Below are 21,883 nucleotides of genomic sequence, written 5' to 3' on the forward strand. Positions count from 1 at the left end.
TAACGCATGCTGGCTTGGAGGCCCGCGCCCCTCGAGGGGCGCCGCTGACGCCCTCAGAGCTTCTGCTTGACGTGCTCGATCTCGTAGCACTCGATGATGTCGAGCTCCTTGATGTCGGACGCTCCGTCGAGGCTGATGCCGCACTCGAAGCCCTCGGCCACGTCCTTGACGTCGTCCTTGAAGCGCTTGAGCGCGGCGATCTTGCCCTCCCAGATGCGCTCGCCGCCGCGGAGCAGGCGCGCCATCGCGTTGCGCTTGATCTGCTTGTCGATGACGTAGGAGCCCGCGACGATGACCCCGCGGATCTTGAGGACCGCGCGGACCTCGGCCTTGCCGACGGCCTTCTCGACGAGGATGGCCGGGAGCAGGCCTTCCATCGCGCTCTTCACGTCGTCGACGGCCTCGTAGATGATCGAGTAGTGGCGGATCTCGATCTTGTTCTCCTCCGCGTGCGCCGCCGCCTTGCCGGCGGGCCTCACGTTGAAGCCGATGACGATCGCCTTCGCGGCGATGGCGAGGTTGACGTCGCCCTCGGTGATGGCGCCCACGCCGGCGTGCACGATGCTGAGGCGCACGCGGTCGGTGGAGAGCTTGGCGAACGTGTCGGCCACGGCCTCGACCGAGCCCTGAACGTCGCCCTTGATGATGATGCGAAGCTCTTGCTGGTCCGCGTCTTGAATGCGCTTCGAGAGCTCCTCGAGGGAGACCTTCGCGGACGACGGGATGAGGCTCTTCGCCATCTTTCCGCGCCGGCTCTCGGCGATTTCCTGCGCCTTCTTGGTGTCCTTGACGGCGTGCACGGGGTCGCCCGCGCTCGGCACGTCGGACAGGCCGAGGATCTCGACGGGGGTCGAGGGGCCCGCCGAGTGGACGGGCTTGCCGTGCTCGTTGGTCATCGCGCGGACCTTGCCGAAGCCCGCTCCGGCGAGGATGAAGTCACCCACCTTGAGGGTGCCCTCCTGGACGAGCACGCGGGCGACCGGGCCGCGGCCTCGGTCGAGGAGCGCCTCGATGACCGTGCCGCTCGCCGGCTTCGCGGGGTTGGCCCGGAGATCGAGCACCTCCGCTTGGAGCGCGAGCACCTCGAGCAGCTCCGGCACACCCGCGCCGGTGAGCGCGGAGACGGGCGCGTAGATCGTGTCGCCGCCCCAGTCCTCGGGGATGAGGCCGAGCTCGGAGAGCTCGCGCTTCACGCGCTCGGGGTCCGCGCCGGCTTTGTCAATCTTGTTGACCGCTACGATGATCGGGACCTTCGCCGACTTCGCGTGGGCGATCGCCTCGCGGGTCTGCGGCATGCAGCCGTCGTCGGCCGCGACCACGAGCACCACGATGTCGGTCACGCCCGCGCCGCGGGCGCGCATCTGCGTGAACGCTTCGTGGCCGGGTGTGTCGAGGAACACGATGGTTCCGTTCGCAGTGGCCACCTTGTAGGCGCCGATGTGCTGGGTGATTCCCCCCGCTTCGCCCGCCGCCACGTTGGCCTTGCGGATGCGGTCGAGGAGGCTCGTCTTGCCATGGTCGACGTGGCCCATGACGGTGACCACGGGGGGGCGAGGCTCGCTCGCCTCGTCCGCCGCCACGGTGGGCTCCTCGCCGCGCGCGGCCGCGATGCTGTCGTCCTCGCTGACGGCGACGTCCTCGACCTCCCACGCGAACTCCGACGCGAGGATCTTCGCGGTGTCGGCGTCGAGCGTGGTGTTGATGTGGACGTTCTGCATTCCCATCGACCAGAGCTTCGCGAGCAGCTCGGTGGCCTTGAGGCTCATCTTCTGCGCCATGAGCTGCAGGTTGATGTTCTCCTCGATGCGAATGACCTTCTTGTGGGCGCTCATCTCCTGGGTGGAGACGGCCGGCTTGCGGCCGGGCACCTGAGGCCCGAAGCCGCGCTTGCCCGCGAAGCCGCGGCCCATGGGGCCGCCGCGCCCCATCGCAGGACCGCCACGGAGCCCGCCACGCTGGGGGCCGCTAGCGCCTCCGGCGCGCGGATCGTACTGGACGCGGCGCGCCATGGTCCCGGCGGAGCCGCCGCCGATTCCGGTGCGGGAGACGCCCGCAGGGGTCGGCATGGGCACGCCGGGGCGACCCGCCCAGACCTCGATGCCCGTCTTGGGGGGCGCGGAGCGCAGCGGCGGAGGCGGAGGCGGAGGCGGCGTGGCCGGGCGCGGCGGCTCGATCACCGCGGGCGGCGCGGCGACGACGACGGGCTCCGGGAGCGGCGCGACGGGCGCGACGGGCGGCGGCGCGACGGCGACGACCTCGACGGGCGGCGGCGCGGCCTCGACGACCTCGGCAGGCGCCTCGTCGATCACGAGGGTGGTGGAGCTCTTGCGCTCTTTGCGGACCGGGGCGGGTGCGGCGCCGGCGGCGGCGGCCGCGAGGTCACGCACGCTCTTGCGCCCCTCGGCGACCACTGAGCGGACCGAGGCAGGGGCGCTCTTGCGCTCCTCCGCGACCACGGCGGCGGCCACGTCGCGGGCGCTCTTGCGCTCCTCCGCGACCGCGGCGGCCACGTCGCGTACGCTCTTGCGCTCCTCCGCGACGAGCTCCCGGGCGCTCTTGCGCTCCTCCACTCGGACGACCGACGGGGGCGGCGCCGGTACGACCGCGGGCGCCGGCTCGGAGTCGCGAGACGCGGGAAGCTCTCGGCGCGAAGGCTCCGCGGCGACGTCGGCCATCGACGGCGGGGCGGCCGGGAGCGAACCGCTCGGGGCGGCGTCGGGAGACTTGGCGATGGCGCGACGCTTCACGACCGTGGGGCGGATGCGCTCTTCCACGACGTTGTGAGTCTTCTGCTTCTCGAGGTGCCTCTTGAGGCGGTCGACCACGTCGGACTCGACCGAGCTCATGTGGTTGCGAACCTCGGCGACGCCAATCGACTGGAACAGCGCCACGACCTGTTTCGGATCGAGGTTGAGCTGCTTTGCAACTTCGTAAACCCGAACCTTGCTCATCGAACCTCCGACGACCGCCATGCTGCTTCACTCCCCGAACCGGCCAACGCCGCGGCGGCTCTGCACATCCGTTTGATTTCATCCGCCAGCGCGCTGTGCGTGACGGCCAGCACGGCCACCTCGTCGCGCCCGAAGAGCGCGCCAAGCGTGCTCTTCGATCCAAAACTCACCGCGAGTCCTCGTGAAACTGCATCCGTGATCTCGCGCCGCTCTACCACGCTTCTCGCGTCGACCGCCACGACAACGCACGTCGCGCCGTCGGCCAGGGCCGCGAGGGCGGCGTCGGTGCCCACTCGCACGTGATGTGTGCGCTTCGCAGAGGTGAGGAGCCCCACGACGCGGCGCTCGGCCGCCTCGCGAAACGCCGACGACAGGGCCGCCGCCGTGGTGCGCACCGGCGCCTTGAACGACCGGGAGAACCCCGATCGGGCGGCGCGCTCGAGGCACGCGGGCTGTGGGTGCACCCACGCGCCACGCCCGAACGCGCCGCCGGCGAGGTCGAACGCGAGCTCCGTCGCGTTCGGTCCCTCGGGGCCCCGAACCAGGCGCGCGAGCGCGTCCGGGTCGGCCTTCTGGCCGCACCCAGCGCAGGTCCGGGTGCGCGCGGAGCTCTCCGCCACGCCCTCGGTGCTCGCTGTCCGCCTGATCGCGCTCATGTCAGCCCGGCGCCTGCGCGCGCTTGAGGACGTCGGAGATCTCGTGCCACTCGTTGGCGAGGAACGACTCGGCCCCCTGCTTCAGCGCGCGCGCCTTCTTGATTCCGAGGCCCGTCTTGATGGCGAGCTTGTCCTCGTCTTCGCGCAGGATCTCCTCGATGGTGCGGTAGCCCGCCTCCTCGAGGAGCTGCACGGTGCGCTCACCGACTCCGCGCAGGAAGAGCAGGCGATCTCGCTCGGTCAGCGGCTCGGTGCGGCTCGCGACGTTGCTGATGCGCTCCTGCCGCAGACGCTCCATGGTCTTCTCGGCCGAGGCCTTGATCGCCTCCGCCGCCTCGGCCCCGCCCAGCCCGGGGATGGCGACGAGCTCCTCCTCCGAGGCCTCGAGCAGCTCCTCGAGCGCCCGGAAGCCCTGGCGATACATGCTCCGCGCGACCGCGTCGCTCACGCCGTCGAGCCGCTGGAGCTGGGCGATCGCCTCCTCCTCCATCTGCTTGAACTTCGTGTCGCTGATGATGTCGAGCTTCCACGCGGTGAGCTGCGCCGCGAGGCGCACGTTCTGGCCCTTGCGGCCGATCGCGAGCGAGAGCTTCTCGTCGGGAACGACGAGCTCCATGCGTTTGTCGGCCTCGTCGACGATGACCTTGAGCACCTCGGCGGGCTGGATCGCCGCGCACACGAAGCGCGCGGGATCGCGGTCGTACGGCACGATGTCGATCTTCTCGCCGCGCAGCTCCTGCACCACCGCCTGCACGCGTGAGCCCTTCATGCCCACGCACGCGCCCACCGGATCGACGTCCGAGTCACGGCTCGCGACGGCGATCTTCGAGCGCGCGCCGGCCTCGCGGGCGCAGGCCACGACGCGGACGATCCCCTCGTAGATCTCGGGGACCTCGCTCTCGAAGAGCTTCTCGACCAGCTTCGCGTCCGAGCGCGAGAGGATGATCTGCGGACCGCGCGCCTCGCGATCGATGTCTTTCAACAGCGCGACGATGCGATCGCCGGGGCGATACGACTCGCGCGGGGTCTGCTCGCGGAACGGGAGGATGCCCTCGGTGCGGCCGAGATCGACGATGAGGTTCTGCCCCTTCTCGAAGCGTCGCACGACGCCCTTGATGAGCTCGCCCTTCTTGTCCTTGAACTCGTTGTAGATGAGGTCGCGTTCTTCGTCGCGCACGCGCTGGATGAGCACCTGCTTGGCGGTCTGCGCCGCGATGCGACCGAAGGTCGACCGCGCCTGCTTCACCATGAGGATGTCGCCGAAGTCCTTGTCCTGCTGGGCGGCCTTCTTCGCGTCCGACGGGTGCCAGAAGATCTGGAAGCCGAGCTCCTCGCCCAGCTCCGCCTCGAGCCCGGCCTGCTCCGCGTCTTCGAGGGCGATCTCGCGCTCGTCGTCCGACGGGTCGTCCACCACGGTCATGTACTGGAACAGGTCGACCTGCCCGGTCTCGTCGTTGAACCTCGCCTCGAGCTCGCGCGTGGGCCCGAAGACGGACTGGGCGGCCTTCAGGATGGCCTCCTCGACCGTCTTGATGAGGCGTGCCTTGTCGATGCCCTTGTCGCGGGCGACCATCTCGATGGCCTGGAGCAGGTTGGGCTCGGCGGGTGTGTGCTGTGGTTGAGTCGTCGCCATGGTCTGTTCCTGGGTAGGCGTTCCTGGGTGCGGCGCGTGTCGCAGCTGCGGCGCGCGATTACTTTCGGGTCTTTTTGCTCTGTTTGGGAGCAGCGCCGAGCTCGAACACGAGCCGGGCCGAGGTGATGGTCGCGAGGGGGACGGTGGCCGGCTCGGCTTCGCCGCCGAGGGCGAGGCGGAGGTGGCCGTCGACCACACCGGAGAGCAGGCCCACGACGACGCGCTGGCCGAGCAGCGGCGCCGAGAGGCGGAGCTTGGCCTTCTGGCCCTCGAATCGTACGAAGTCGGCCTCGCCCCGCAGGTCGCGCTCGACCCCAGGTGAACCGACCTCGAGCGAGTAGTGACCGGGGACGGGGTCGGGGTCGGCGGCGTCGAGGGCGGCCGAGAGCGCGCGAGACACGTCGGCGCACACCTCGAGATCCACGGCAGAGTCCTGGGTCGAGGCGCGGCGCTCGGCGCTGCCTGCTTTGTCGATGAGCACGCGCAGGACGAAGCCGCGGCCGTCCGACTTCCACTCGATCGCGACGAGCTCGGCGCCCGAGGCGTGCGCCAGCGGCTGCGCGAGGGCGCGCACGCGATCGAGGTCGACGGTGGAGGTCAGCTTTTCAGGTGAGGTCATGCGCGAGACAAAAAAAAGGCGGGCCCAGAACTTGGGTCCGCTCGAAGAGCCACCAAAGGGGGAGTCGCGTAATAGCGCCGGAACGCGCGCCCTGCAAGCCCTGGCTGCGGGCACCTCGCCAGGGCACCGATTCTGGGCTCATTTCAGGAAGTTGCGATCCGGGTTCGTCGCGACGCGGCCGGCAACGCGGCGGCCGGCAACGCGGCGGCCGGCCCCGCAGCGAGCCGGTCGCCCCGGAGAGGTCTGCCTACTTGAGGAAGTTCGGATCCGAGTTGGCGGGCTTCGAGGCCCCCTTGGCGGCCGGGGCCTTCGCGGCGCCAGGCTTCGCCGCGGGCGCCGCCCCGCCGGCCTTCGTCGCCGCGTCCTGCTCGAGGATGATGAACTGCACGCGGCGATTGCGCGCGCGGTTCGCCGCGGTGACGTTCGGCACGAGCGGCTTGCCCTGCCCGTAGCCACGCGCCACGAGGCGCGACGACTCGACGCCGTGCGCGACCAGCCACGCGACCACCGCGTTCGCGCGGTCCTCGCTGAGCGCCTTGTTGTGGTCGGGCGTGCCCGAGTTGTCGGTGTGCCCCTGCAGCTCGACGCGGCGCACTCGCGGATTGCGGATGAACACGTCGGCGATCTCGGTGAGGAGGGCCGTCGACTCCGGCAGGATCTTCGCCGAGTCGAGGGCGAACTGGATCTGCTTCTTGATGATGATCTCGTTCGCGCCGAGCGTGACCGAGGTGTTCTTCGGCTTCTTCTGGAGCAGCACGTCGACCGAGTTGTCTTGCAGCGGCCGCACGTCGGTGGGCGCCACGTACGACAGGTAGCCGTCGGCCTCGGCGGTGACCGTCGCGGTGCCGGGAGAGACCTCGACGAAACGGAACGAGCCGTTGTCGTCGGCCGTGCCGGAGAGCGGCTTGCGCTGCGAGTCGACGAGCTTGACGACCGCGCCGCGCACGACCGCCTGGGTCTCGGCGTCCTTCACGCGGCCGACGATGGCGCCTACGCGGGGGAGCGCGATGACCGGGCAGTCGAGCTGAACGATGGAGCCCTGCGCGCCCGACTGCGGGCCGAGCGTGACCGCGCAGCGACCGGGCTTGTAGCCCTCCGCCTTGACGCTGAACGTGTAGGTGCCGGGCGGCAGATCGTGCGTCGTGAAGCGCCCGTCGCCGCCGGTGGCGAGCGAGGTCCACTGCGGGTGCTCGTCCCACGAGACGATCGCGTTCGAGACGCCCGTGGGCTTCCCGTCCTCGTGCACGAGGCCGCCAATGACGAGGCCGGTCGCCTTCACGGGCGCGGGCACGTCGCGCTCGACGACGCGCACGGTCTCGACCGGCGGCCGCTCGCGGGTGTCGAAAGCCCACCCCGCGCCGAGGTACAGCATCCAGGGCGGGGTCGGCGAGACCTCCTCGATGAAACGGCCTGTGCCGGTCACGCCGATGTCGAAGGCCGCGGTCAGGGCGAAGCCGCCCTTCCATGGCAGAACGCGGGCGCCGACGGTGAGGCTGCTGGGGGCGTTCTGATCGTTCGCCAAGCAACCGTCTTTGCTCGGGTTATTCGGCTTGCACGCGTACCCCTGCCGGTTCACGGGGATCTGGATCCCGTACTCCAGGAAGGGCCGAACCTTCTCCTTCAGCAGGAAGACCTCGGCGCCGAGGTTGACGTCGAAGTGATCGACCCGGTTCACGCGGAGGCCAAAGCGCTCGATGCGGGTGACCGACTCGCCGCGCAGGGTCTCGACGTCGTTCAGGGTCTGGCCGGTGTTGTCGAGCGAGTAGGTGAGCGTCGCGCCCACGCGGAGGGGCAGCGACTTCTTCATCTCGCGGAGATCGCCGGTCACCAACCCGCGGAACTTCGCGCTCGTGCCCGCGCCGAGCAGGCCGACCGAGCCCGTGCCGTTCACGAGCCACAGCTCCGGCGCGAAGCCCACGTGGAGGACCTTGTTGACCGCCATGTGGCCCTTCAGGCCGAGCTGCGTGTCACCGAGCACCTGGATGAGCGCGGGCCGGTTCTGGTCGCTCGAGTTGGCGTAGGCGCCGGTCGAGCCGTATGCCTCGAGCCAGTTCAAGATCTGCACGTCGAGCGCGAGGGTGCCGCCGATGTGGCTGAGGGAGGAGGCCGTGTTCGGCGCGCCCGCGCGCGGGTTGCGGCACGGCTGCTCCGCGGTGCAGAGGAACCCCGCAGAGAAGGTCTCGGCCGTGAAGGCCACGCGGAACTGACCGGGGGCTCCGCCCTGCGCGAACGGCATGTGGAGGAGGCCGACCCCGCCGATGAGCGTCGGAGACTCGTTGAGCTTTCGGTCGCGAGCCAGCCACTCGTCGTCGGGAGAGACCAGCGCCGCCGGCGACACGGAGGCGGGCGCAGCGGGCGCGCCGGGCGCAGCGGCGGCCGCGCCACCTCCCAGCGAGCCCGCGGGGGGCCCGCCGAGAGACACCCCGCCGCCGACCGCGCCACCGGCGCGGGCGCCACCGCCCGCGGCAGGCTGCGCGCCGGCGATCCCCGCGAACGCTGCCTGGGCCGAGAGGATCGAGAGAAGCGCGAAGGCCTTGGTCTTCATTCGTTCCTGAACGGCGCTACGCGCCGTCTCCTGTGAGCCACGATGCGGCTCTCGTTGCCAGAAGCGACCTCGCGCGCAGCGTGCGTCCCGAGGACTCCCACGGAGTGAGTAGAGCGAGTGAGTGGAGCTCCACCCCGAAGAGTTCGCGGAGTCTTACACGGGCCGCTCATAACGGGAAAGCTTGTTTCACCCGCGGGGTCCGGCGCTCGCCGAGTATTCGTGCAGCTTGTACTGAATCTTGCGGGGAGAGATACCCAGGACGAGCGCCGCCTTGGAGGTGGACCCGCCGCAGGCCTCGAGCGTCTGGAGGATGGCGTAGCGCTCGAGCTCGGCGATCGTCGAGCCCGGCACGCGGGGCGGCCCTCCCCTCGCCTCCTCCGGCACGATGTGGATCGGCAGGTGGCGGCGCTCGATGCGGGGACCGTCGCACAGCACCACCGCGCGCTCCACCGCGTTCTCGAGCTCGCGCACGTTCCCCGGCCACGGGTACGCCGCCAGCGCCTCGCGGGCCTCGTCGGAGAACGCCTCGATCGCGCGCCCGTTCTCCCGGGCGTACCTGCCGAGGAAGAAGCTCGCGAGCGCGGGAATGTCGTGCGGGCGGGCGCGGAGCGGGGGCAGGTCGACCGCGATCACGTTGAGGCGGTAGAAGAGGTCCTCTCGGAACTGGCCGGCCCGTGAGGCGGCCAAGAGATCCTTGTTCGTGGCCGCGATGACGCGCACGTCGACCTTGATGGTCTCGTTGCCACCCACCCGCTCGAAGGTCTTCTCCTGGAGGAAGCGCAGGAGCTTCACCTGGGTGCTCGGCGAAATTTCGCCGATCTCGTCGAGGAAGAGCGTGCCGGTGTCGGCCTGCTTGAACCGCCCCTCGCGGCGCGCGAACGCGCCCGTGAACGCGCCGCGCTCGTGACCGAACAGCTCGCTCTCGAGGAGCGACTCCGAGAGCGCGGCGCAGTGGAGGCGCACGAACGGCTTGTCGGCCCGAGGGGACGCCATGCACACCGCCTCGGCGATGAGCTCCTTGCCCGTTCCGCTCTCCCCCGTGACGAGCACGCTGGCGCGGCTCGGGCCCACCTGCGCGACCAGCGCGAGCACGGCCTGCGTCTTCGGATCCGCCGAGATGATGTGGCCGAACGCGTTTCGCTCGCGCAAGCGGTCGCGCAGCCGCGAGGTCTCCTCGAGCAACCGGGCCTTCTCCATGGCACGCTCGACCACGGCCGAGAGCGCCTCGAAGTCGAGCGGCTTGGCGAGGTAGTTCTCGGCGCCCAGCTTGATGGCCTGCACGGCGCTCGAGATCGTGCCGAACGCCGTCATGACGACGAACACGGTGAGCGGCGACGCCGCGCGGGCCTTTTCCATGAAGGCGAGCCCGTCGAGGCCCGGCATCTTCAGGTCGGTCAAGATCACGTCGGGCTGGAACTCCTCGAGCTTGCCGAGGGCCTTGAAGCCGTCGGCCGCCGTCTCGGTGGTGTAGCCCTCGTCGTGGAGGATCTCGCTCAGCGCGGCTCGCGCGTTCGCCTCGTCGTCGACAATCAGGATCCGCCCGCGGCCCATGCCCCAACCTTTAGCACCGGACCCGCGCGCGTGGGCTGCGGACAGTCAAGTTGTGTCACGTCGGGCGCAGATGCGTGGGCGGCCAACCTCCCGTATGCTGGGCGGCGATGGCCGAGCCCGCCCGCCCCGAAGTCGTGCTCTCCGTGAGCAAGCTCTCGAAGACGTTCAAGAAGCCGTTCTCCGGGAAGAAGGTGCACGCGGTGAAGGAGGTCTCCTTCGAGGTGCGGAGGGGCGAGATCTTCGGCTTCTTGGGGCCCAACGGCGCGGGCAAGACGACGACCATCAAGATGCTGACGGGCCTCATCTCGCCCACCGGCGGCCGCGCCTCCCTGCTCGGGCTCCCCGTTCCCTCGAGCGACGCGATGGGGCGCGTCGGTTTTCTTCCAGAAAACCCTTATGTTTACCCGTACTTGACCCCGCGCGAGTTCGTCACGCTCGCGGGCCGCCTGAACGACGTCCCCGGGCGGACCCTGCAGAAGCGCGTCCCGGAGGTGCTCGATCGCGTGGGCGTGCTCTACGCGATAGACCGCGCGGTGCGCGCGCTCTCCAAGGGCATGCTCCAGCGGGTCGGGCTCGCCGCCGCGCTCATCCACGACCCGGAGATGCTCATCCTCGACGAGCCGATGAGCGGCCTCGACCCGGTGGGCCGCAAGGAGGTCCGCGACCTCATTCTGGACGAGCAGCGTGGGGGCCGCACCGTGCTCTTCTCGAGCCACATCTTGAGCGACGTGGAGATGCTGTGCGACCGGGTGAGCATCCTGAAGAAGGGCGAGGTCGTCGTCGCGGGCACCATGCGCGAGCTCCTCGGCGAATCGGGCGGCCTCCGCGAGATCACGCTCGGCGACGCGAGCGACGCGCTGCTCGACGCGCTGCGCACGAGCGGCTTCGAGCCGCGCTCGCTCGGGCGGTCCTGGGCGCTCCAGGCGGAGGGCGACGACCGCGTGCGCGCCGTCCTCGAGGCAGCGCTCGAGGCAAACGCGCGCGTCGAGAGCGTGGTCGCTCACCGCGAGACGCTCGAGGACATCTTCGTGCGCCGCGCCATCTGAGGCCTCGCGGTGAGGTGGGTCCGGGCGCCCTGGCGGTGCTCGTCGACCGCGTGCCTTCGTCGCAACGCTAGAACCTCCCCGAGAGGCCCGCGACGCCGCCGCCCTCGACAGGCGCGAGCGACGGGAAAACGACGGTGTGCGGCGCTCTCCCCACCTTCGCACTCGCCGGGGCGCCGTCGGGCTCGGGCGGCAGCGAGCGCTTGCGCACCTCGACGCGCTCGGGCACGAACGCGAGCTGCGCCTGCACCACCCCCGCGATGGCGACGGCCACGAACCCGCCCGCGAGCGCGAGGTTCACGGCGCGAATGGAGGCCGCGCGGTCCTTGTAGGCCTGCGCGCGGCGCTCGGGATCGCCGCGCGCGTAGTCCTCGGCGGCGGACGCCTGGGCGGACACATAGAACGGGAGCGTGAGCGCGGTGCCAGCCACGAGCACTCCCTCCGCGACGAGCAGGGTGTACCCGAGCGCGCGCTGGCCGTTCTGGAGCTGCCCGACCCCGAACGGCAGCATCGCGGCGAGCCGCGAGCTCTTCACGGTGACCTTCTCCTCCGCGGCGAGCAGCTGCACCCGCCGCAGCCAGTCCTCCTTGCTCTTGCGCGCCACCTCTTCGCGCTGACGCCTCGCCGCCTCCTGCCGGGCGCGCTCGGCCGCCGCCGCGTTCAGACGCTCGCGAAGCTGCGCCCGCGTGTCGATGAAGAGGTTGATGACGTCGGTCGGGAAGCTCAGCGGATCGGGCTCGTAGAGCTGATCGTCGAGGAGCAGGGTCTCGAAGAGCTTGCCCGCGTCCTCCCGGCGCCCGCGCGCCACGGCGATCGCCCCGAGGAACATGCGTGACACCGACGTCTGCGACGGATCACGCGAGGTCTCCGCGGGGTCGAGGGCCCGCCGAAAATGGGGCTCCGCCTCGGCGTAGTTCTTCGCGACGTAGGCGGCGCGCCCCTTCTCGATGTCGGACTGGACGTCAGCGCGGGCGGGGGTGGCCACGCAGAGCGCCGCGCCCACGGCGAGCGCCGCGAGCACGCCGAGGGCCCGGGTCGCCGGTCTCCGATGGTCGCGCACCAGGGCCGCAGGTTCGCACAATTTCGGGCGCGGGTGTTCTCTTTGGCGGCCGCCTCGGGGACGGCGCCGGCGCGCCTACTCGGCCTCGAAGCTCGCCGTCACGAGCTGGCCGCTCTTCAGGTAGACGGGCGTCACCCGCTGAGTCTCGAGCTCGATGACGCGGAACGGCGCTGCGCCCGTGCTCATCGCGACCGAGACGACCGAGCCCGCGCGGAACGTGAGGCCCGGCCGGCTCACGATGCCGTAGGTGCGGGCCGGATCGCCGTTGACCGTCAGGCGCGCGTCACGGATCTTGAGCGAGACGACGAGCCGCTCGGGCGCCTCGCCCGCGGGCAGGAAGCGCCTCTCCGGGAGGCACATGTCCTGCGCGCACGAGAACGTCAGCTCGTGGGCTTTGTCGTCGACCGTGAGCACGCGATCGGTGGATGCCGGGCCCGCCGGGCTCCCGTCGACCGCCACGAGGACGCCGGCGACCGGGAGGAGCCGCACGAAGGTGACGGCGCGGGTCTTCGGCGGGGGTGGACGCGTGATCACGGTCGGGCGGGCGGGCGTGCGCGGGGGCGCGGAGGGCGCGGCGAGCTCGCTCGAGGGCTCGGGCGGCGCTGCGCTCGCCGAGGGCGCGACCGACGCGGAGGGGACGACCGCGACAGGCGGCGGGGGCGTTGCTCGCCGGAGGCGTCGTGTCGCGCCGAACGCGCTCACCCCCGCGCACACCGCCACCAGGAGGAGCGGCGCGAGCCGCCGGACGAACGCGACGCGCCTGCTGCGGCGCTGCAGGCTCGTGACGACCCGGAGCAGCTGCGAGTCGTGCGGCGCGAAGGCGAGCGCGCGGTTGTAGTCGGCGGCGGCCGCGAGCGCGTCGCCGCGACGGCGGCGCTCCGCTCCGAGCGCGCAGAGGCGCTCGACCATCTTCGCCGAGTGCCGGCCCTCGTAGCCCTCGGGGTCGTCGAGCCAGGCCTCGAGCTCGGCGCGGGGCTCGCCAAAGTCGAGGCGGGCGAGCTCGGCCACCAGCGCGTCGCGCATGGCGCGGACGGTCGGGTAACGGTCCGCGGGCTCTCGGGCGAGCGCGCGATCGCAGATCGCCGACAGCGCCGTACCCACCACCGGGCGCTCGGCCTCGGCCTTCGCGTAGATCCCGTCGAGCACACGCCTCAGGACTTGGGCGGGGTTCTGGCCCTCGAACGGCAGGTGCCCCACCAGGCACTCGTAGAGCAGCACACCGGCGCCGAACACGTCGGCGCGCTCGTCGACCTCGGAGCCGTCGATCTGCTCGGGGGCCATGTGCGCGGGGCTCCCGAGCACCTGGCCCGTGGAGGTCACGCCCTGCACGTCCAGCAGCTTCGCGATGCCAAAATCCGTAAGCTTTACGCGAACTCGGTGCCCAAGAAGATCGCCAGAAACGTCGCCGTCGAGCGCGCGATGCTCGATGAGGACGTTCTCGGGTTTCACGTCGCGATGCACGACCCCCGCGTCGTGAGCGCTCGCGAGCGCCCCGAGGACGTCGAGCACGATCGCGCACCCCACCTCCGGTGGCAGCGCGCCGTGTTCGGCCAGCAGCCGCCGCATGCTCGGTCCGCGGACGAGCTCTACGACGAGAAACTGCTCGTCGTCCTCGTCGCCGGAGACGTCGAACACCTCCACGATGTTGGGGTGCCGGAGCTTCGCGACGGCCCGCGCCTCGGTCGCGAACCGGGCCGCCACTTCCACGGACTCCCGAAGGTGCGCGTGCAGCAGCTTGACGGCGACGTCCCTGCCGAGTCGCGGGTCGTGCGCGCGGTACACCGTGGCCATGCCGCCGTGTCCGAGCTCGCCGAGGAGCTCGTACTTCGCGAGAGACGGCAGGCGCGGCGCGCGCGGTACGGGGCTCAGCTTCGCCACCATGGCGCCGGAAGCGTAGCGGCTTTTCCAGTCGCGGTCCCGCGAGGCGCGCAGCGTCTCGGCCTCCCACGAGCGCCCCGATTAGGCAGAAACGCTGAGGTGTCCCCTGGCTTGGCGCTCATCCAAGCAGTCGACACTGTTCCTATTTTCGCTGCGCTTCGCGCAGCCGCATGCACGATTCACCCCCTGCGATTCGTGCCACGCGCCCGGCTCCGCTCGCATTTGCCCTCGCCCCGCGGTTGGCGCGCGCTTCACGAGCCTGCCTCCCCGCGGATGGCCATGAACCGAGGCGACGGGTAGAAGTCGACACGCACGCGCGGGCGGGCAGCCTTAACCGCCGGCCTTCGGATCGCCGATTCCGTGGCGGCGGAGGTAGCCGCGCACGTGCGCGCGCTCCATGGCGGAGCGCCGCCCAATCTCGCTCACGTTGCCGCTGCACTCGGCGTACAGCGCCGTGAAGTACTCGCGCTCGAACCGCGCGAGCACGTCGCGCTTCGCGTCTTGGAAGGTGCGCCCGCGGGTGGGGGTCGAGTCGCTCGAGGCCACGAGCGGCGCGAGGTGCTGCGCGAGGTCGAGCGGCCCCTCCTTGCCGAAGGCGAGCGCGACCGAGATGACGTTGCGCAGCTCGCGCACGTTGCCAGGCCAGTCGTGGCGCATGAGCCGCTCGAGCGAGTCGCTCGTGATGCGCGCGTAGGCCTCCTTGTCGCCGATGTCGATCATCATCTTGCGCACGAGCGCCGGGATGTCTTCGAGGCGCTCGCGGAGCGGCGGCAGCTCGACGCGGAGCTGCGCCACACGGAAATAAAGGTCGCTCCGGAACGTGCCGGCGTTCACCTCGCGCACGAGATCGCGGCGGGTGGCGGCGATGACCCGCACGTTCACGGGCTTGTAGTTGTTCGAACCGACGCTCTTGATGCGCTGCTCGGCGAGCGCGCGAAGCAGCTTCGGCTGCACGTCGACCGGGAGCTCCCCGAGCTCGTCGAGGAAGATCGTGCCGCCGTCGGCCTCGACGAAGGGCGAGATGCGCTTGTCGACCGCGCCGGTGAAGCTGCCGCGCTCGTGGCCGAAGAGCGCGCTCTCCGCGAGCGAGGGCGGGATGGAGCCGCAGTCCACCACGACGAAGGGCTTGTGCGCGCGGGTGGACGCCTGGTGGATGGCCTGCGCGACGAGCTCCTTGCCGCAGCCGGTCTCCCCGAGGATGAGCACCGTGAGCTCGGTCGGCGCGGCCTTGCGGCAGCGCTCGAACACGGCGCGCATGCCCGCGCTCGACCCCACGAGCGGGCCGAACGCGGCCACCTCGGGGATCTCGACGGTCTCGGGCGTGCTCGGCGTGAACTCGAGGACCGACTCGCCGACCGAGAACACGGTGGGCTTCAGGAGATAGACCTCACCGACGCGGGTGTCACCGAGGAAGGTGCCGTTGCGCGAGCCGAGGTCGCGCACCCGGACCCCGCGCTCGGTCGCGATGAGCTCGACGTGGACCGCGCTCACGCGCTTGTCGTCGAGCACGAGATCGCACGCCTCGTTGCGGCCGATCACGGTGATCTCGGGGCCGATCTCGAGCTTCGACTTGTTGCCGGCGCCCCGCTTGACCGAGAGCGTACCGCCTCGGACCTCCAGGCGTCCCTTGGCGACGATGGTGTTTTCCACGGTTCGCCGTTTTTAACATGAATCCGAGCGGATGACGCAAAGAGATCCCCGGCGGAGGGCGCCCGACGCTCGCGCGCGCCTACTGGATGGCGAACGCCGTGCCGTTCCAGACGAGCCGCACGTGGCGGGTCTTCCCCCACGGCAGGAGCACCGGCACGGTCTGGGCCGTCGGCTCGCCCTCCACGAAGACGCACGTGCGCTCGGTGCAGCCGCGCACGACGCCTGGGCGAACGTCCACGTCGAAGCCTCGCGTCTTGTTCGGCACGAACTGCACGAGCCCCTGCGCGCGCGCCCCGCCCGCCTCCCGCCCGGTCTCCACGCCGAGCAGACGGACGATCCGGTCGCCGGCCGCCGAGTACACCAGGAGGACGTCGCTCTCGACGCCGGGCGATGGCTTCACCTTCCCGCGCACGAGCACCTCGGCGAGCCCGTCGCCGGTGAGATCGCGGGCGGTGACCTCGCCAATGTCCTCCGCCGCGGCGAAGTCCGACAGACGCACGAACGCGTACTGCGTGCCGCCCTTGTAGCCGGGCCCGAGCACCACGAGGTCGCGGCCCACCAGGGCGACGCGCTCGGGGCGCGGATCGCCGTGCGCCTGGACCTGGAGGTCGACCTTCGGGCGCGTGCCCCGGGCCACCTGCTGGTCGGTCAGGTACTGCTCGAAGAGGCGGCGGCCGAGGTCGCCGCCGTTGGCGACGGGCGGCGTGGGGAGATCACGGGGAACGGGCGGCGTCGCCGCGGGCGCGGCCGACGCCTTGGGCCCGTCTTGCGCGACCTCCGAGGCCCGCTGGAAACGATGCCCGTCGAACCGATAGAGCCGCGATTTCACCGTGCCCCACGGGAGCAGCAGCGGCAGCACGTCCCCTCCGAGGGCCGGCTCGCGGTAGCTCTCGGCGACCCAGCCGACCGCGGGCTCCACCGACACCTCGATCTCCGAGCGCGAAATCCGCAGGGAATTCACGAGCTTGTTGGCGCCCCGGCCTGCGGCGACCTCGTGCGCGAAGAGAGTCTCGGGCTCGTCGTGCGGGAAGGCCCACACCTCGAACGCCTCGCGCTCGGCACCGCCGTGGGCGATCCGGCTGCGGACGAGGAGCGAGTCTTTCCCGCGTCCCCCGAGGTCGCGCGCCTCGAGGCGCGCCACGTCGCCAACGAGCTGGCGGTAGAAGAACTGCTTGCCCCCGCGGTAGCCCGGTCCACAGACGGTGACGTAGCGGTCGAAGACGCTCACGCGCTCCTTCATCGCGTCACCCGTGATGTCGACGATGAGGTCGATCTTCGGCACGGCCTTCGCGAGCCCGTTCGGCTCGAGGAGCCCGTCCACCACGGCGCGCTCGGCGGCCGTCGGCAGCGCGGGGAGCTCCGTAGGGGCAGACTCGCCCCCCGGACCGGTGCCGAGCACGCCGAGCTCCTTCGTACCGTCACCGTCGTGGTAGCGCACGGCGGCGCGGAGCCCGACCCGCACGGTCGAGGCCTCGGCGAAGGTGGCCCACGGCACGACCGCCTCGAACGTGAGCCCGCGCTCCTGCGGCGCGTCCACGACCTTGGCGGAGGGGACCGCCTGCCCCTTCGACGGCCCGGCGGCGTAGCGCACGCTGCCGGCGGTCTCGCCCGCCTTGCCCGGGAAGATCGACAGCTCGTACACTTTGTAGCGTCCGCCCGCCGAGGGGAACGCGAGCGCCACCGACACGCGATCCTCGTGCTCGGAAAAGCGTGCAGTTCGCACGTAATTCGGATCGGTGATCTCTCCGGCGAGGTACACCTTGGCGCCGTCGTATTGGAGCGCCACCGCGAACGCGCGGCCCTCGGTCGCGCCGCGGAGGCGCTCGGTCGGGCTGCGCGGCTGCCACTCCTTCAGCAGCCCGTCGAGCTTCACCGGTGCCGCTTCGTCGATGAGCTCGGCCCTGAGCGGGCCCACCAGCGTCGACTCGTAGCCGGACGCGCCCGCGCCGTCGCCGAGGGACGGCAGGCCGCCTTGCGCGGCCGCCGCGGCGGCGATCGAGTCGGGAGCGGCGGGCCTCGGCGTGTTCGGTCTCGGCGCCTGAGCCCCCCCACACGCGATCGCGAGCGACGCGGAGGTGAGCGCGGTCAGCCGACGGAGTGAGCCGAGCGAGCCGAGCGCGGGGCGCGAGCCGAGCGCGGGGTGCGAGCGGAGAGAGCGGAACGCAGACGAAGGCGAGCGCTCGGACACTGGAGGAGCCATTGGGCCGACAGGATAGTCAAAGGTCGCGGACGAGCGAGCGTTTCCGCCAACCGCTCTCGCCGCCGACGTGGCCATCGGTCACGCACGCCGCGACATGGGCCCCAGGCTCTTTCCGACGACCGCCACGCGCTGAAGCACCTTCGTGCCTTCGATCACCGGGACGATGAGGATCGAGAGCACGACCAGCACGAGCCAGTGGGCGCCCGTCAACGCGTAGGTCTGGAAGACCACCCGGAGGCTCGGGACCAGCACCGAGACGAGGTGGATCGCAGCGCTGAGCGCCACGGCGATGAGCAGCGGCCCCGAGAAGCCTGGACGGAGCTTGAAGATCGAGCGGGTCGCTGACCGGCAGCTGAACGCGTGGAACAGGGGCGACAGCGCGAGGAGAGAGAACGCCAAGGCTCGCCCGTAGAGCACCCGCTCGGGCTCCGCGACGCCAGGCCCGAGCTCCCATGGGTACAGGTAGCAGGCCACCCCGAGCCCCCCCATCACCACCCCCACGAACGCGATGCCGAAATACTCGCGCTTTCCGAGCAGCCCGGCCGCAACCTCGCGCGGAGGCTCGAGCATCTGGGAGTCGTCGGGCGGGTCCACGCCGAGCGCGAGCGCGGGGAGCCCGTTGGTCACGAGGTTGATCCACAAGATCATGATGGGGCGCAGCGGCGGCAGCCCAGGGAGGAACGCGGCGACGAAGACCGTGACGACGAGCCCGGCGTTCGACGAGAGCAGGAAGAAGATGAACTTCTGGATGTTTCGCCAGATCGCCCGGCCCTCGCGGACGGCCTCGACGATCGTCGCGAAGTTGTCGTCGGCGAGCACCATGTCGGCCGCGCCGCGCGCCACGTCGGTGCCGTCCTTGCCCATCGCCACGCCGATGTGCGCTTCGCGCAGCGCGGGGGCGTCGTTCACGCCGTCGCCGGTCATCGCGACCACGTGCCCGCGCGCCTTGAAGGCCCGCACGATGCGAAGCTTCTGCTCGGCGGTGACGCGCGCGAACACGCGGGCCGCGTCGATACGCGCCGCCAGCGCCTCGTCGGAGAGCGCGGCGAGCTCGGTCCCCGTGAGGGCGATCGCGCCCTCCTCCCACAGGCCGAGCTCGCGCGCGATCGCGACCGCGGTGAGCTTGTGATCGCCGGTGATCATCACCGCGCGCACGCCGGCGTCGGCGCAGGCCCGCACGGCCTCCTTCACCCCGACGCGCGGCGGATCGATCATGGCGACGAGGCCGAGGAAGCAGAGCCGCTGCTCGAGATCGCCGTGGTGATCGGCGCTCGCGTCGTCGTGCACGTGCCGAGGGAGCTCGCGCCGGGCGACCGCCAGCACGCGGAGGGCCTCTCCGCTCATGCGGTCGGCCTCCCCCTGGATCACCGCGCGCTGCTCGTCGGTGAGCTCGACGATCCCCTCCGCGGTCTCGTGCGCGTGGCACAGCGGCAGGAGCACGTCGGTGCTGCCCTTCGTGTGGACGATCTCGCGCCCCTTGGCGTCGAGAGTGAGCACGGTCATGCGCTTTCGATCGCTGTCGAAGGGCAGCTCCTTCAGGATTCGGTGGCTCGGGAGCACCGACTCCTTGGGCTGCCCACCCTTCGCGGAGAGCGTCAGCAGCGCGCCCTCGGTGGGATCGCCCACGACCCGGTGGCGCCCCCCCTCGCCTACTTCGAGGCGGGCCGAGTTCGCCAGGGCGACGCTGGCGAGCAGGTGACGCAGCGGCGCGTAGTCGGTGTCCGCAGGCGAGCCGTCGACGTTCATGAGCTCGCCGACGGGCTCGTAGCCCGTGCCGGTGACGTCGTAGCTCCGCCCCCCGCAGAACACCTCGCGGACGGTCATCTCGTTCTGGGTGAGCGTCCCGGTCTTGTCGGTGCAGATGACCGTGGCGCTGCCGAGCGTCTCGACCGCGGCGAGCTTCCGCACGATCGCCCCACGCTTCGCCATGCGCTGCATGCCGAGCGCGAGCGTGATGGTGGTGATGGCGGGGAGCCCCTCGGGGATGGCCGCGACCGCGAGGCTCACGGCTCCGAGGAGGATCTGCTGCCAGGTCTCCTTGCCTAGGTAGAGACCCCAGGCGAAAATCAGCGCCGAAAGCACGAGGCACGCCCACAGGATGCGCTTGCCGAAGTGCTCGAGGCGCTCCTCGAGGGGCGTAGTGCTCTCGCGCGGCGCGCTCATGAGCGTGGAGACCTTCCCGAGCTGGGTTTCGGGGCCGGTCGCCACCACGAGCGCGCGCCCCTTCCCGCGCACGACGAGGGTGCCGACGAAGAGCATCGTGGCTTGGTCGCCGAGCGGCGCGTCGATCGCGAGCTCCGCGCGCGCGTCTTTGGTGGCGGGCACCGACTCGCCCGTCAGGGAGGCCTCGTCGACCGACAGATCGATCGCCTGGAGGATGCGCGCGTCGGCCGCGATGGCGTCGCCGGGCTCGACCTCGAGGATGTCGCCGGGCACGACCTCCCGCGCCGGGACGACCGTGGGGAGCTCGTCGCGCAGCACGCGCGCCGAGGGCGAGAGCATCTTCTGGAGGGCGTCGAGCGCGGCCCCCGCGCGGCGCTCCTGCACGTACCCGAGCACCGCGTTCAGCACGACGATGAGGACGATCGAGATCGCGTCACCCCAGCGTGAGAGGAAGCCCTCCTGCGCGTTGCCGGCACCATTCACCACGGCCACGACGCCAGCCACCAGCAGGGTCCCGACGATGGGGTTCGCGAACTGCCCGAAGAACTGCTTCAAGGCGCTCGGCGGCGGCGGCGCCGGGAGCTCGTTCGGGCCCGCGGTGAGCAGGCGAGCGGCCGCCTCCTTCGCGGTGAGGCCCACGGGGGTGGCCTTCAGGCGCTCGAGCAGGACCTCGGGGGCCTCGACGTGGAACGCCGTGGGCGCCGAGCCCCCGGCGGGTGTGGTTGCGCTGGGCGGGGTACGTTCCAAAGGGGGGGCGCCATCATGCAAGAGCCTGGGCACTTTTGTAAGCGCCTTCGGCGGCGCCGCCACGCAGCGGAGCCCCGCCGCTCGCCCGCGGAGCGTGGACGCCGTCCCGCCGCGCCGACGCAGCCCCCTCGCGCGTGTCTCGCCCCGCGCAAGGAAACGCGGCGCGCTTCATGACGGTTCGGCCAGGCTGAACGCCGAGCGCGCCTACGTCTCGCCCAGCGCCGCGCGGTCGAAACGGCGGGATCCGCGCCCAAGATCCCGCCCAAGAGCGCGACACTACTTATGTTTTCTCGCTCTGCTACCGCGCCTTGCGTTGCTGGCCGGCCGCCTCGGCTTCCATCTCCTCGAGCGCGGCAGCGAGCTCGTCCTCCTCCTTCGAGGAGGCGGCGGGCGGGGGCGCGGCGGGCGCCTGCACGCGCGCCTGGACCCCCACCTCGGGGGCCTTGGGGGCCTCCGCCGGGGCGAGCCCCATCTTGCGCTTGAGCGCCGCCAGCTCGTCCTCGGCTCCGGCGTCCCGCTCGAGGGACTGGAAGCGAGAGGCGAGCACGTCGCCCGAGTACTCCTCCTGCAGCTCGGCGCCCGCCTCGGCCTCCGCCTCGAGCTGGTCGATCTTGGCGGACATGCGATCGAAGGTCTCGAACGCGCTCTGGTCCTTGAGGCCGTGCCTGGTCTCTTGGATAGACTTCTGAGCCTCGGCGCGCTTCTTCCGCGCCACGAGCACGTTCTTCTTGCGCTTCGCCTCCTCGATCTTGTCGTTCAGCATGCGGAGCGCCCGCTTCAGCTGATCGACGGAGGCCTTCTGCTTCGACCACTGATCGTTGAAGGTCTGCGCGAGCTCGTCGTGCTCCTTCTTGCGCGAGAGCGCCTCTTTCGCGAGCTCTTCGTTGCCGGCGCGGAGGGCCATCATCGCGCGGCGCTCCCATTCGGCCGCGTTCGCGGCCTCCTGCTCGTGCTGCTTCGCGAGCCTCTTCTCGTCGGCGATGGCGACGGCGACCTGCTTCTTCGCCTCGACGAGCTGGTTGTTCATGTCGACGACGACCTGGTTCAGCATCTTCTCCGGGTCTTCGGACTTGCTGATGAGGTCGTTCAGGTTCGACTTGATGAGCTGCGCCAGGCGGCTGAATATTCCCATGGATGGATCTCGCGGGCTCGAGGGATTGGCCGTTGCGGGAGCGCCAGCGCGCTCC

13 protein-coding genes are annotated in these 21,883 nt (G+C 71.0%); 1 reads left to right on the forward strand and 12 read right to left on the reverse strand.

From position 1 onward, the window contains the following. Positions 1–53: 53 nt before the first annotated feature. The 6 genes from infB to IPQ09_24760 all read right to left on the reverse strand — a co-directional run bounded on the left by infB (position 54) and on the right by IPQ09_24760 (position 9,955). On the reverse strand, positions 54–2,951 hold the full coding sequence (gene infB, locus IPQ09_24735; protein ID MBL0197375.1) for a translation initiation factor IF-2: 2,898 nt from the start codon (positions 2,949–2,951) through the stop codon (positions 54–56). Then, on the reverse strand, positions 2,948–3,607 hold the full coding sequence (locus IPQ09_24740) for a YlxR family protein (protein MBL0197376.1): 660 nt from the start codon (positions 3,605–3,607) through the stop codon (positions 2,948–2,950). Before IPQ09_24740 ends, infB begins: the two co-directional genes overlap by 4 nt. 1 nt (position 3,608) lies before the next feature. Beyond that, positions 3,609–5,240, reverse strand: coding sequence for a transcription termination/antitermination protein NusA (gene nusA / locus IPQ09_24745; GenBank protein ID MBL0197377.1), 1,632 nt, complete (start codon positions 5,238–5,240; stop codon positions 3,609–3,611). A gap of 58 nt (positions 5,241–5,298) precedes the next feature. Then, positions 5,299–5,859: a ribosome maturation factor RimP gene (locus tag IPQ09_24750; GenBank protein ID MBL0197378.1), complete on the reverse strand. Its 561-nt coding sequence runs from the start codon at positions 5,857–5,859 to the stop codon at positions 5,299–5,301. Between the two features lie 247 nt (positions 5,860–6,106). Further along, a complete protein-coding gene (locus IPQ09_24755) occupies positions 6,107–8,404 on the reverse strand; it encodes a carboxypeptidase regulatory-like domain-containing protein (GenBank protein ID MBL0197379.1) in 2,298 nt (765 codons plus the stop codon). Between the two features lie 186 nt (positions 8,405–8,590). Beyond that, complete coding sequence (locus tag IPQ09_24760; protein ID MBL0197380.1) at positions 8,591–9,955, reverse strand: sigma-54-dependent Fis family transcriptional regulator; 1,365 nt, start codon at positions 9,953–9,955, stop codon at positions 8,591–8,593. Between the two features lie 107 nt (positions 9,956–10,062). On the opposite strand from IPQ09_24760, the gene IPQ09_24765 reads away from it, so the two are divergent. Next, positions 10,063–11,001 (forward strand): ABC transporter ATP-binding protein, encoded by a 939-nt coding sequence (locus IPQ09_24765; protein ID MBL0197381.1) that lies wholly within the window; start codon positions 10,063–10,065, stop codon positions 10,999–11,001. A 67-nt stretch (positions 11,002–11,068) separates the two neighbouring features. On the opposite strand, the gene IPQ09_24770 is transcribed toward IPQ09_24765, so the two are convergent. From IPQ09_24770 to IPQ09_24795, 6 genes are all read right to left on the reverse strand, one after another. Next, positions 11,069–12,058, reverse strand: coding sequence for a hypothetical protein (locus tag IPQ09_24770; GenBank protein MBL0197382.1), 990 nt, complete (start codon positions 12,056–12,058; stop codon positions 11,069–11,071). Positions 12,059–12,133: 75 nt separating this feature from the next. Further along, the gene (locus IPQ09_24775) at positions 12,134–13,939 is read right to left on the reverse strand and encodes a serine/threonine protein kinase (protein MBL0197383.1); all 1,806 of its coding nucleotides are present in this window, start codon (positions 13,937–13,939) and stop codon (positions 12,134–12,136) included. Positions 13,940–14,266: 327 nt separating this feature from the next. Further along, positions 14,267–15,586 carry a sigma 54-interacting transcriptional regulator gene (locus tag IPQ09_24780; GenBank protein ID MBL0197384.1) on the reverse strand — a complete coding sequence of 440 codons (1,320 nt, stop codon included), beginning with the start codon at positions 15,584–15,586 and terminating at the stop codon, positions 14,267–14,269. A 79-nt stretch (positions 15,587–15,665) separates the two neighbouring features. Further along, positions 15,666–17,786: a hypothetical protein gene (locus IPQ09_24785; GenBank protein ID MBL0197385.1), complete on the reverse strand. Its 2,121-nt coding sequence runs from the start codon at positions 17,784–17,786 to the stop codon at positions 15,666–15,668. A 78-nt stretch (positions 17,787–17,864) separates the two neighbouring features. Next, the gene (locus tag IPQ09_24790; protein ID MBL0197386.1) at positions 17,865–20,696 is read right to left on the reverse strand and encodes a cation-translocating P-type ATPase; all 2,832 of its coding nucleotides are present in this window, start codon (positions 20,694–20,696) and stop codon (positions 17,865–17,867) included. A gap of 298 nt (positions 20,697–20,994) precedes the next feature. Further along, positions 20,995–21,828 (reverse strand): PspA/IM30 family protein, encoded by an 834-nt coding sequence (locus IPQ09_24795; protein ID MBL0197387.1) that lies wholly within the window; start codon positions 21,826–21,828, stop codon positions 20,995–20,997. Positions 21,829–21,883: the final 55 nt, after the last annotated feature.

Source organism: Myxococcales bacterium (genome assembly GCA_016720545.1).
GTDB lineage: Bacteria > Myxococcota_A > Polyangia > Polyangiales > Polyangiaceae > JAAFHV01.